10 protein-coding genes are annotated in these 12783 nt (G+C 53.6%); 5 read left to right on the top strand and 5 right to left on the bottom strand.

Annotated elements, in window-relative coordinates; genetic code table 11:
* The first annotated feature begins 9 nt into the window (after positions 1–9).
* From glgC to glgP, 3 genes are all read left to right on the top strand, one after another.
* A complete protein-coding gene (gene glgC, locus Dpoa569_RS01685; protein ID WP_042873223.1) occupies positions 10–1296 on the top strand; it encodes a glucose-1-phosphate adenylyltransferase in 1287 nt (428 codons plus the stop codon).
* 80 nt (positions 1297–1376) lie between these two features.
* The gene (gene glgA, locus Dpoa569_RS01690; RefSeq protein WP_042873221.1) at positions 1377–2810 is read left to right on the top strand and encodes a glycogen synthase GlgA; all 1434 of its coding nucleotides are present in this window, start codon (positions 1377–1379) and stop codon (positions 2808–2810) included.
* 23 nt (positions 2811–2833) lie between these two features.
* The gene (gene glgP / locus Dpoa569_RS01695; RefSeq protein ID WP_042873220.1) at positions 2834–5281 is read left to right on the top strand and encodes a glycogen phosphorylase; all 2448 of its coding nucleotides are present in this window, start codon (positions 2834–2836) and stop codon (positions 5279–5281) included.
* Positions 5282–5352: 71 nt separating this feature from the next.
* On the opposite strand, the gene glpD is transcribed toward glgP, so the two are convergent.
* Positions 5353–6852: a glycerol-3-phosphate dehydrogenase gene (gene glpD / locus Dpoa569_RS01700; RefSeq protein ID WP_146410983.1), complete on the bottom strand. Its 1500-nt coding sequence runs from the start codon at positions 6850–6852 to the stop codon at positions 5353–5355.
* Between the two features lie 346 nt (positions 6853–7198).
* Here glpD and glpE point away from each other — a divergent pair, with 346 nt between their 5' ends.
* Positions 7199–7519 (top strand): thiosulfate sulfurtransferase GlpE, encoded by a 321-nt coding sequence (glpE, locus tag Dpoa569_RS01705; RefSeq protein ID WP_042873215.1) that lies wholly within the window; start codon positions 7199–7201, stop codon positions 7517–7519.
* A 75-nt stretch (positions 7520–7594) separates the two neighbouring features.
* Here glpE and Dpoa569_RS01710 read toward each other — a convergent pair whose 3' ends face one another.
* The 4 genes from Dpoa569_RS01710 to rbsK form a co-directional block, all read right to left on the bottom strand.
* Entirely contained in the window at positions 7595–8890 is a 1296-nt protein-coding gene (locus tag Dpoa569_RS01710; protein ID WP_042873213.1) for an MFS transporter, read from the bottom strand.
* A gap of 5 nt (positions 8891–8895) precedes the next feature.
* Positions 8896–9375: a YhcH/YjgK/YiaL family protein gene (locus Dpoa569_RS01715; RefSeq protein WP_042873211.1), complete on the bottom strand. Its 480-nt coding sequence runs from the start codon at positions 9373–9375 to the stop codon at positions 8896–8898.
* Positions 9376–9481: 106 nt separating this feature from the next.
* Entirely contained in the window at positions 9482–10408 is a 927-nt protein-coding gene (locus Dpoa569_RS01720; RefSeq protein ID WP_042873209.1) for a dihydrodipicolinate synthase family protein, read from the bottom strand.
* A 54-nt stretch (positions 10409–10462) separates the two neighbouring features.
* The gene (rbsK, locus tag Dpoa569_RS01725) at positions 10463–11674 is read right to left on the bottom strand and encodes a ribokinase (RefSeq protein ID WP_146410986.1); all 1212 of its coding nucleotides are present in this window, start codon (positions 11672–11674) and stop codon (positions 10463–10465) included.
* Between the two features lie 280 nt (positions 11675–11954).
* Here rbsK and glpG point away from each other — a divergent pair, with 280 nt between their 5' ends.
* Positions 11955–12779 carry a rhomboid family intramembrane serine protease GlpG gene (gene glpG, locus Dpoa569_RS01730; protein ID WP_042873207.1) on the top strand — a complete coding sequence of 275 codons (825 nt, stop codon included), beginning with the start codon at positions 11955–11957 and terminating at the stop codon, positions 12777–12779.
* The last annotated feature ends 4 nt before the right edge of the window (positions 12780–12783 follow it).

Genomic DNA, 12783 nt, shown 5'->3' on the forward strand with positions numbered 1-12783 from the left:
GAGTCTTACATGGTAAGTACTGACAAACACGATCCTCTCATGCTGGCCAGGCAGTTGCCTCTGAAATCTGTGGCGCTGATTTTGGCGGGCGGGCGTGGGACCCGGCTGAAAGACTTAACGGCGCATCGCGCCAAGCCCGCAGTGCACTTTGGCGGTAAATATCGAATTATCGATTTTGCCCTCTCTAATTGCCTAAATTCCGGTATCCGCCGAATTGGCGTGATTACCCAGTATCAGTCGCACACGCTGGTGCAGCATATCCAGCGTGGCTGGTCGTTCCTGAATGTTGAGATGAACGAATTTGTCGATTTGCTGCCGGCGCAGCAACGGCACGACGAAAACGATCACTGGTATCGTGGTACTGCCGATGCCGTATGCCACAACCTGGATATTATCCGGCGCTATGGCGCGGAATATGTCGTGATTCTGGCGGGTGACCACATCTATAAGATGGACTATTCCCGTATGTTGCTGGATCACGTGGAAAACGGCGCCGAGTGTTCGGTAGCTTGCATCCCGGTCCCCATCAGTGAAGCGCACGCCTTTGGCGTGATGAGCGTGGATAAAGACAACCGCATTATCAGCTTCGATGAAAAACCGGCCAAACCCACAGCGATGCCGGATAACCCGGACATGGCGCTGGCCAGCATGGGGATCTACGTATTTAACGCGAACTACCTGTATCGGATACTGGAGGAGGATATCTGTACCTCAGATTCCAGCCATGACTTCGGTAAAGATCTGCTTCCGAAAATTGTCGCTCAGGGCCATGCCTGGGCACACCCCTTCACGCTCTCCTGCGTTACCTCGTCTGACAATGCGCCGCCATACTGGCGCGATGTGGGAACGCTGGAAGCTTACTGGCGCGCTAACCTTGACCTGGCTTCGGTGATGCCGGAACTGGATATGTACGACCATAACTGGCCGATCCGTTCGGCAATGGAAGCGTTGCCGCCTGCCAAATTCGTACAGGACCGCTCCGGCAGCCATGGGCTGACGATGAACTCGCTGGTCTCCGGCGGATGCATTGTTTCCGGCTCGGTAGTGACGCACTCGGTGCTGTTTTCGCGGGTGCGAATTAACTCCTTCTGCAGCATCGATTCATCCGTGCTATTGCCGGATGTCAACATAGGGCGTTCATGCCGTTTGCATCGTTGCATTGTTGATCGCGCCTGCGACATTCCTGAAGGCATGGTGATTGGCGAGAACGCCGAGGATGACAGCCGTCGCTTTTATCGTTCTGAAGAAGGGATTGTGCTGGTGACGCGTGCCATGCTGGCCAGGCTCAAATCCTAGCCTGACGGTATCCGACCAATGCTGGTCGGAGGCTTGATGCTGCTCGCGTCTGGGGCGAGGGCAGCGGAATGGGAGACAAGATGCGGGTATTACATGTGTGTTCAGAGCTGTTCCCTCTGTTGAAAACCGGGGGACTGGCAGATGTAGTGGGGGCGTTGCCCAGCGCGCAGATTGAGGCGGGGATGGATGTGCGGGTGCTGTTGCCTGCGTTTCCCGACCTGAAAAAGGGGATTCCGGATACGCAGGTGGTACGGGAGCTGGATACGTTTGGCGGCCATGTCACATTACGTTACGGTCATTACAACGGGGTGGGCGTCTACCTGATCGATGTTCCTCACCTGTATGAACGGGCCGGCAGTCCTTATCACGACACCTCGTTGTTCGCCTATACAGACAACTTTCTACGTTTCGGTCTGTTGGGCTGGATGGGGGCGGAAATGGCCAGCGGCGTTGATCCGTTCTGGCGACCGGACATTGTACATGCCCATGACTGGCACGCCGGGCTGGCCTGCGCCTATCTGGCGGCGAAGGGCCGACCGGCAAAATCGGTATTTACCGTCCATAATCTGGCTTATCAGGGATTATTTGATGCCCGTCACATGTCGGATCTGCGGTTGCCGCCGGAGTACTTCCAGATGTACGGGCTGGAATTTTACGGCCAGATCTCGTATCTCAAGGCCGGGCTGTACTATTCGGATCATATCACCACCGTTAGCCCGACCTATGCCCATGAAATCACCCAGGCTGAATATGGCTACGGTATGGAGGGGTTGCTGAAATCACGGGAAGAGGCTGACCGCTTGTCCGGTATCCTCAACGGGGTGGATGACGATATCTGGAATCCGGCGCACGATTCGCTGCTGACTGCCACCTACAGCCGCGATGCGCTGGCGCGCAAGGCGGAGAACAAGCGGCACTTGCAGACGGCGATGGGGCTTAAGGTGGATGATCGGGCGCCGGTGTTCGCTATTGTCAGCCGTCTCACCAGCCAGAAAGGGTTGGATATCGCGTTGCAAGCCGTGCCGGATTTGCTGGAACAAGGGGGACAACTGGTGGTGCTGGGGGCAGGCGACGCTACCTTGCAGGAAGGTTTTCTGGCGGCGGCGGCGGAGTATCACGGTCGTGTCGGCGTACAGATTGGTTATCACGAAGCATTTTCGCACCGCATTATTGGCGGGGCGGATGTGATTATGGTTCCTAGTCGGTTCGAACCCTGTGGTTTGACTCAGTTGTATGGTCTGAAATACGGCACGTTACCGCTGGTCAGACGCACCGGCGGACTGGCGGATACCGTGGCGGATTGCTCGCTGGAAAATTTGGCCGATGGCCTGGCGAGCGGTTTTGTGTTCAGCGATTGCAATGCTGCGTCGCTGTCGCGGGCGATTCGTCGGGTTTTTGTATTGTGGTCGCGCCCTTCGCTGTGGCGCTATGTACAGCGTCAGGCAATGGCAATGGATTTTAGTTGGCAGGTTGCTGCAAAGGCCTATCGTGCGCTTTATCAACGTTTGTGGTAGTACGCATCTGTGGGAATGACATTATGAACTCTCCATTTATCTACAACTCACCTACGCTCAGCGTAGACGCGTTGAAACATTCTATCGCTTATAAGCTGATGTTTACCGTCGGCAAGGATCCCAGCGTCGCCAGTAAACATGACTGGCTGAATGCCGCCGTGCTGGCGGTACGGGATCGTATGGTAGAGCGCTGGCTGCGGTCCAATCGTGCACAGCTATCGCAGGATGTCCGGCAGGTTTACTACTTGTCGATGGAGTTCCTGCTGGGGCGTACGCTATCCAACGCTCTGTTGGCGATGGGAATGTTCGACGATCTGCGGGACGCGCTGGAAGCGATGGGGCTGGATCTGAACGAACTGCTGGAAGAAGAGGACGATCCGGCGTTGGGCAACGGCGGCCTTGGTCGGCTGGCAGCCTGTTTTCTCGACTCGCTCGCCACCATGGCGCTGCCGGGACGCGGTTACGGCATCCGTTACGAATATGGCATGTTTCGGCAAAATATTATCGACGGCAAGCAGGCGGAATCACCGGATTACTGGCTGGAATATGGTAACCCGTGGGAATTTGTTCGCCACAGCACCCGCTACAAAGTGCGCTTTGGTGGCCGCATCCAGCAGGAAGGCAGTAAAACCCGCTGGCTGGAAACCGAGGAGATCATTGCCTGCGCTTATGATCAGATAATCCCCGGTTTTGATACCGACGCCACCAATACCCTGCGGCTGTGGGCGGCGCAGGCCAGTAACGAAATCAACCTCGGTAAATTCAATCAGGGTGACTATTTCGCGGCGGTGGAGGATAAAAACCACTCCGAAAACGTGTCGCGTGTGCTGTACCCCGATGACTCTACATATTCTGGCCGCGAACTGCGCTTACGTCAGGAATACTTTCTGGTGTCCGCTACGGTGCAGGATATTCTCAGCCGCCATTGGATGATGCATAAAACCTACGCCAATCTGGCGGAAAAATTTGCTATCCATCTCAATGATACTCACCCGGTGCTGGCGATTCCGGAACTGATGCGCTTGTTGATCGACGAGCACAAGTTCACGTGGGATGCGGCCTGGGAGGTTGTCACCAAGGTATTCTCCTACACTAACCACACCCTGATGGGGGAAGCGCTGGAGACATGGCCGGTCGATATGATGGGCAAAATCCTGCCGCGCCATCTGCAACTGATCTTTGAAATCAACGAACGTTTTCTGGAGGATGTGCAGGCGCGTTTCCCGAACGACAACGCGTTGCTGACGCGGGTATCGATAGTGGATGAAACCCATGGACGCAAAGTTCGTATGGCATGGCTGGCCGTCATCTGTAGCCATAAGGTGAATGGGGTGTCTCAGTTACATACTGACCTGATGGTACAGTCGCTGTTTGCCGATTTCGCTCGTATTTACCCGGACCGTTTTTGTAACAAAACCAATGGCGTGACTCCCCGGCGCTGGCTGTCGCTGGCGAACCCGTCACTGTCTAAAGTGTTGGATGACGCGATTGGCAAAACCTGGCGCACGGACCTGAGCCAACTGGAAGACCTGAAGCCGCATATCGATTTTCCCGCTTTCCTGCAGAAGGTACGTAAGGCCAAACAGGAAAACAAAAAGCGGCTGGCGATATACATTGCTCAGCATCTGGATATTGTGGTGGACCCGAATGCGCTATTTGATGTGCAGATCAAGCGTATTCACGAGTACAAACGCCAGTTGCTCAACGTGTTGCACCTGATAACGCTGTACAACCGCATCAAGGATGACCCGGATCTGGAGCGCGTACCGCGCGTCGCCATCTTTGCCGGTAAAGCGGCATCGGCGTATTACATGGCCAAACACATCATTCATCTGATCAATGATGTCGCCAACGTGGTGAACAACGATCCGGTAGTGAAAGACAAACTGAAAATTGTCTTTATCCCGAATTACGGCGTGAGTCTGGCGCAGATCATTATTCCGGCGGCTGACCTGTCGGAGCAGATCTCGCTGGCGGGTACCGAAGCGTCTGGCACCAGTAATATGAAATTTGCGCTCAACGGCGCACTGACTATCGGTACGCTGGACGGTGCCAACGTCGAAATGCGTGAACGGGTCGGGGAAGAGAATATCTTCATTTTTGGCAATACGGCGGAGCAGGTGGAAGAATTACGTCGTAACGGTTACAACCCGCGTGAATTCTACAATCAGGACGAAGAGTTGCACCGGGTGCTGACGCAAATAGCGACCGGCGTGTTCAGCCCGGACGATCCACACCGCTATGCTGATTTGTTTGATTCACTGGTCAATTTCGGCGATCACTATCAACTACTGGCGGATTATCGCAGTTATGTGGATAGCCACGACAAAGTGGACGAGGTATACCGCGATGAAGATGAATGGACGCGTCGTACCTTGCAAAACATTGCCAATATGGGCTATTTCTCCTCTGATCGCACTATTCAGGAATATGCCGATGACATCTGGCATATCAAGCCGACACGGTTGTAGGTTGAAAATAGAATAACGAGCGATGGAAAGTAGTGAAACGGCTTCCACATGGAAGCCGTTTTTCTTTGGGATTAACCCGCTTTCGCTAACTGGCTGCGGTAGCTGGCAAGCCAGTCGGCGACGCGCTGCTTTTGGGCGTCGTCCAGCCACATGCCGAGCTTGGTGCGGCGCCAGATAGCGTCTTCCAGCGACACAACCCACTCATGTTCTACCAGATAGCGTAACTCGGCTTCGTACAGGTTATGACCGAAATGTTCGCCCAGATCGCTTAAGGCTTGCGCATTACCGAGAATTTTCTCGCTCTGAGTACCGTAGGTACGGCTGTAACGGCGCGCCAGCGCTTCCGGCAGGTTATAACGGCGGCGTAATGTCGCGGCATAATCTTCACGGTTGCCGCTGATGTCGCCACCGGGCAGAATCGCGTTGCGAGTCCACGCTTGTCCGGCCTGCGGGTAGTACTTCACCAGCTTTTCCAGTGCATGTTCGGCTAATTTGCGGTAGGTGGTCAGTTTGCCGCCGAACACCGACAACAGCGGCGCCTTACCGTTTTCATCGGCCACTGACAGCGTGTAGTCGCGGGTGATGGCTTGCGGTGAATCGGATTCGTCGTCGCACAACGGGCGTACACCCGAATACGTCCAGACGATATCGTCGCGCGTCAGCTGCTTTTTGAAGTGATCGTTATACACATCCAGCAGGTAACGAATTTCGTTGTCATCGATCTTCACCTGATGCGGATCGCCGTGGTACTCCACATCCGTGGTGCCGATGATGGAAAATTCGTCCTGCCACGGAATCACAAACACAATACGGTGGTCTTTATTTTGCAGGATGTAGGCTTGTTGTTCCTGATGCACGCGCGGAACAACGATATGGCTGCCTTTGATCAGACGAATACCGTACGGCGATGGTAGCGCCAGACCGTCGTCAAAGAACTGGCGTACCCACGGGCCGGTCGCGTTGACCAGTCCTTTTGCCTGCCAGCGGTGGGTTTCACCACTGTGCGTATCTTCAGCATCGACGATCCACAGACCGTTTTCACGGTGGGCGCGGGTGACTTTCATGCGCGTTTTCACCTCGCCGCCGCGGCGTACCACTTCCTGCGCGTTCAGCACCACCAGACGTGCATCGTCCACCCAGCAGTCGGAATATTCGAAACCGCGCGTCAGTTCCGGCTTCAATACAGATTCATGACCAAACCGCAACCCGTAACTGGACGGCAGGCTAACGCGTTTACCCAAATGGTCATACATGAACAGACCGGCGCGGATCATCCAGGCCGGGCGCAGATGCGGTTGGTGCGGCAAGCGAAAACGCATCGGGAAAATGATGTGCGGCGCCATCTTTAGCAGCACTTCGCGTTCAGATAAGGCTTCGCCCACCAGGCGGAACTCGTAATGTTCCAGATAGCGCAGGCCGCCGTGAATCAGCTTTGAACTGGCGGAAGAGGTGGCGCAAGCCAGATCCTGTGCCTCCAGCAGCAGGACGGACAGCCCACGACCGGCGGCATCCGCTGCGATGCCAGTACCGTTAATGCCTCCGCCGATCACGATCAGATCTTGGGTTTCCACGTTTTCTCCTCCGCCACGTCAAAAGCTGTGATAGTCGTAAAAAATCTACAATGTTCGTTTTCGCTCACGATATTAATCGAAAACAAACATGTTAGCCAAGCGTTAACCAATTAAAAACATTTGTGCGTGATGTCGCTAACAGTTTCTCGTCTGATTTGATTAAAAATAATGCCTCCTGTGCTGACTCGTGCGATGACTTTTCCTGCAATGTGGCCCTATACCCCTGATGTTTGCCCGGTCTATCTGGGCAGTGGGTGGGTTACAATGCTGGCAATTTCAGTCGTACCCGCTGATAACCCCCCCCCCCTTTTTATATTAAGCAGTATTAAGAAAGACGAGGCAGACTATGGAGCAGTTTGAGGCAATCGATATTGAGCAGGCGTATCAGCGCTGGCAGCAAGGTCAGGTGCTGGTGGATATTCGTGACCCGCAGAGTTTCGGCGCTGCGCATGTACCAGGTTCAACTCATCTTACCAATGAAACGCTGTCCGATTTTGTGCGCGGCGCTGATTTTGAGCAGCCGGTGATGGTGATGTGCTACCACGGCATCAGCAGCCGTAATGCGGCGGATTACCTGTTAAGTCTTGGCTTTGAAGCGGTGTATAGCGTGGATGGCGGTTTCGATGCCTGGCAAAAACGCTTTCCGCAGGATGTGGCGGCAGGGTAATCCTGAACCGGTATGGCACCTGACTCGCCATACCGTCTGTTTATAAAGCCGTCTGTTTACAAAACCGGCAGGTTATCAAACTTCAATCGGTTTTTTAACAAACAAGCCGTAGCTCAATGCACCCAGCATCAGCAAGCCTGCGCCCAGAAAGAAGACATTGGTAAATACCCCGGTGGCATCCAAAATCACGCCGGTGATGATAGGGGCGCTGGCCGCGCCGAGAAAACCACCGAAATTCTGAATCGCTCCGAGTGACGCTACCTGTTCTTTAGGGGCGATGTCGGTCGCCAGCGTCCAGATGACGCCGGAAGGCAACTGCGAGCAGAAATAACCCAATGACAGCAGCAAAATAGACAGCGAGGTGTTGCTGACAAACGGAATCGGTGCAACAAAGCAGGCCGCCAGTGCCGCCCCCATGACGATCGGAATTTTACGGGCGGTAATGGTGTTGACGCCGCGACGGATCAGACGATCAGAGATGGCCCCGCCGCACAGCACGCCGAGAATACCGGCGAGGAACGGAATAGAGGCGATCCAACCGGTTTGTTTCAGCGTAAAGCCGAGGGATTTTTCCAGATAACCCGGCAGCCAGGTCAGATAAACCCAGATGGTGAACATGATGGAGAAATTACCCAGAATCATGAACCAGGTGGTTTTATGGCGGAAAAGTGCTCCCCAGCCTTGTCGGGCTTTTGCTGCGTCATGGCCGGGCGCTGTTGTCACTGCGGTGTCAGCGTGGATGTTGCGCTCTTCGGCCTCTGTTGGTTCACGATAAAACTTCAGCCAGATAATCAGCAACGGAATGCCAGCCAGACCAATGGCAATAAACATACCCCGCCAGCCCAGCGTCAGCAGCAGCACGGTCAAAATCGGCGGCGCAATGGCGTTGGCTATCTGTGAGCCGGTATTGATGATGGCGGTCGGCAGGCCGCGTTCGCGGGCAGAAAACCAACGATGGGTGATTTTAATGCCTGACGTAAAAAAGGGCGATTCAGCGATACCCAGCAACATGCGTAAGCCATAAAACATAGAATAGCCGTTGATGAATCCAGCCAGCACGGTAAAGGCTGACCATAACCCTACTGCGCCGGAAAACATCTTTTTCGGCCCCAGTTTGTCCACCAGCCAGCCTGCCGGCAGGTTGGCGAGCGCATAAGGCCACAGGAAGGCGGACAGTAGCAACCCCATCTGAGTGGCGCTAAAACCGAATTCTTTGGCGATGGTGGTATTGGCAATACTTAAGTTGGCGCGGTCAAGGTAATTGATGACCGCCGCCATCAACAGAATGAAAATGATCCCCCAGCGTAAGCGGGTAATCGGCGAGGCAGGGATAACCCTATTGTCTTGTAAGGCAGAAGTCGTATTTTTCATAATAATCAGCAATCCGTAAATAAACTGATGTGAATTTTAATAACTGCTTTTCGAATAAAAGAGGGACCATTGCTTTGGCAACATGGCCGATGTAGATCTTCCGGAAAGAAAACGGCAAACATGCCGGGTGTTAATGAAATAAAACTCTCGTTTTGCGTTTCACGATAAAAAACAATATCGTGATGTTCGCTTTTATCTTCAATCACGCTATTACGACGGCTACCTCGCGCAACGCCGATAGTTTCTTCTCCCTGTAATAAATATTGAATGTCAACATACTGGAAATGCGATTCTGCCAGCCTGTCCGTGGCCGGTTCGGTGGTGAATTCCTGTAATAAGCAGAACATTTTTCCGGGGATAATGTCATATTTCCCGGTCGCCATCGTAGCGAAGTTGGTTGTAGAAATATAATCGATGGCTTGATGAATAATGGGATGTAATGCGTATTTCTCTCGGCTCCAGTCTTGTTGATCACAAATAATCATAGTGGGGTTCCCTGGTGAGTAACAAAAACCTGTCAATAAACCGGCGAGAAGAAGTAAAGAGAAAGTTTCCTCTCGCCGGATAACAATACGCCTGAGTGCAACAACGTTATCGTTGCTGAATTTTGTTCTGGTAGTGTTCCGTTCCCTGACGAATTTGATCGAGGATCACCGACAAGGCCCAGAATTTTTCCAGCACATTATCTCTGGTGACCCGGCAGTGATCGTGCTCGAAAGTTCCCAGACGCTGGTGGTAAATTTTGGCGTTTTTGGGGTAGCCCAACGTTTCGGTCACTGCCGCCAATGACAGGAAGGTCGCCAGTTCCTGCGCCAGTTCTGGTTGCTGATGGCTTTGGGAATAAAGCCACTGATATAGCTCTGGGTGGAAATTGGTGAACACGCCGCTAAAGCCTTTGGAACCGGCGCGCATTGCCGGAAACGCGATGGCGGCGTTGGCGTTGATGATATTCAGCGGTGTGCCGGCAGTGAGTTTCACCCGGCGTTCTACCGTTGGCAGGTCGCAGCTCACGTCTTTGAGTACCACAAAGCGGCCACTGTTGGCGCAGTGCATCAATTCTTCATCGGTTAACAGACGGCGATACGGCGCCGGGCACTCGTACAGGCCGAGCGGCAACGTTGCAGGCAGGGATGCCAGCAAGGTCTCCAGCGTCTCAAAGAACGTCGCCGATCCCTGGTTTTTCGGGTCCAGATGGTTGGTGACCAACACCAGTGCGTCGATGCCGGTTTCCGCCATCGCCTGCAATTCGGCTATCTGGTTATTGATGTCGTCGCTGATGTGACCGGAGGCGATAACCGGTATGCGTCCTGCGACCTGTTCTACCACGAAACGCGCCAGATTTACGCGCTCCTCCAGGCTGAGAAACAACATTTCGCTGGACTGGCAGACCGCGAACAGCGCGTCCACGCCTTTGTCCAGATACCAATCGATCAATTTCGCCAGACCGGGGTAGTCTATTTCATTGCTGGTGTTAAACGGGGTCAGCATGACGGGAACGATGCCTTCGATGCTTTTCATTTTCTTGCTCCTTGCCCGAAAATCGCTTCGGGGTGTTTAAAATAGGGGTGGGGATTAGCGTTGCGCCAGCCGGTTCGTCACTTGCTGATGCGTTGGCATATTGGCGGCTCCTTCCCGTTCGACTGCCAGCGAGGCAAACGCATTCGCGTACGTGGCGGCTTGCGCCACGCTCTGCCCGGCGGCGACGGCGGCGGCGAAGGCACCGTTGAACGCATCGCCAGCGCCGGTGGTATCCACGCTGACGGCGGGAAAGGCCGGGATATGCTGAAATTGCTGGCCGTCAAACAACAGGGCGCCATTGGCGCCCATGGTGATTATCACCCGTGTGGCGCCAAGCGCATGGATTTTTTGCGCGGCTTGTCTGGCACTCTCAAGGTTACTGATCTCAATACCGGATAAGAGCGAGGCTTCCGTTTCGTTTGGGGTGATGATATCCACATAATCAAGACAGGAGACGACGTCATCGGAATAAGGCGCCGGATTCAGGATAATTTTGGTGCCGAGCGCTTTGGCCAATTTCATGGCGCTCAATGTCGCCGGGAAGTTATTTTCCATTTGCAGCAATAATACGTCTGCATCTTCGAGGTCAGGCATAATCTCAGCGATTTCTTCATCGGTCAGTGTTTTATTCGCCCCGGAATAAATGGCAATCATATTTTCGCCATTTTGTTGCGAGACATAAATAATCGCATTGCCGGTGGGTTCTGTATCAGACTGGTATAATTTAAATGAGTGAATAGGGGATTTTGACAAATGTTCATACGCGAAATGACTGAATTGGTCTTTTCCTACTTTCGATACGAAATGGACTTTCGCACCGGCCATGCTGGCCGCCATAGCCTGATTAGCGCCTTTTCCTCCCGGTCCCAGCGCACTGCCCTGCGCCAGCAATGATTCTCCGCCTTTAGGAAAACGGGCGACCCTGGCGACAATATCCACATTAAATGAACCAAGAATACAGACCTTGCCTTTCATGGTGTTACCCTTTTTTCGGATACTTCTATTTCTTACCTGATTCTTTATTTTTTTTAACAGGACTTCGAAGTCTTTCCCGGTTTCGGTAATAAGCTGAGATTGCAGACTGCGTCGAATAATAATGGCGCCGCCGTGACAGCGCTGAACCAGGCGTTGTCGGGCCAATGCATTCAGATCACTACGGATGGTTTCTCTGGTGACGGAAAAAACCTCGGCCAGATACTCCACGCTGACGCGATCATGTTGATCCAGATAGTCCAGAATCTTGTTTCTGCGTTCTTCAAGAAACATACCGTTAACACCTCTTGAATGAGAGTAATGGAGCCGTTCTGGTTGAAAAGTGACCGTGATCATAGGATGTCGGATAAAACGGAAGTAAACAAAAATTCTTACTACCTATCTATCAGGCGACAAGAGAGGCTGTCAGTACGCAGGGTGGCGAGATGTGAAAACCATCACATTCATATTGAAATAGGGAGGATTACCCGCGGTTATTGCACTGCGTTCCGGGCAGTAAATGTTTTAGAATCGAGAATATAAATTCATTGGCGCAAAGCGGTGGGCTATTGTCATGATCCGAATTGTTGCTTTCTCCAATCCGCGTCTGGCGCAGGCGTTTGTCGATTATATGCACACGCATCAGATCCGGCTGGTTGCCCGCATTAACGACAACGAAGTGGATATCTGGTTGCCGGATGAAAGCCAGCAGGAGCGGGTGAGGCAGGAACTGGAACGCTTTCTGCAAGAGCCGTGGCACGAACGCTATCAGGCGGCCAGTTGGCATAGCGGCACCACCAACAGCGGGCTGCGTTACCCGTCATTTTCCTACTTGCAGACGTTGCGTCAGCGTGCGGGACCGCTGACGCTGGGAATGCTGGTGGTCACCATTGCTGTCTACCTGTTGATGCAGGTTTATGGTGTGGAACGCATGATGCTGCTGCTGGCCTTTCCGGGTAGCGCGCAGACTTTGCAGCTATGGCGCTGGTTCAGCCACGTGCTGCTGCATTTCTCATTGTTGCATCTGCTGTTTAACCTGATGTGGTGGTGGTATCTTGGCGGCCCGGTGGAACGTGTGTTGGGCACCCGGCGATTGTGTGTGATTCTGTTGCTGTCGTCCGCGCTCAGCGGTTGGGCGCAGTCCTGGTTCAGCGGCGTCTATTTCGGTGGTTTGTCCGGCGTGGTCTACGCCCTGATGGGGTATGTCTGGTTGCGTGGTGAACGTGAGCCAGACGGGCCGTTGTATCTTCAGCGCGGCTTGATGGCCTTTGCGCTGGTATGGCTGGTGGCGGGCTATTTCGATATTTTGGGCATGTCGATAGCGAATGCGGCTCATGTCGCGGGGCTGCTCGTTGGCGTGTTGATGGCCTGGTGGGATACCCGCCTGCGCCACCATTAAGCCA

The sequence above is a fragment of the Dickeya poaceiphila genome (assembly GCF_007858975.2).
In the GTDB taxonomy this organism is placed as follows: Bacteria; Pseudomonadota; Gammaproteobacteria; order Enterobacterales; family Enterobacteriaceae; genus Dickeya; species Dickeya poaceiphila.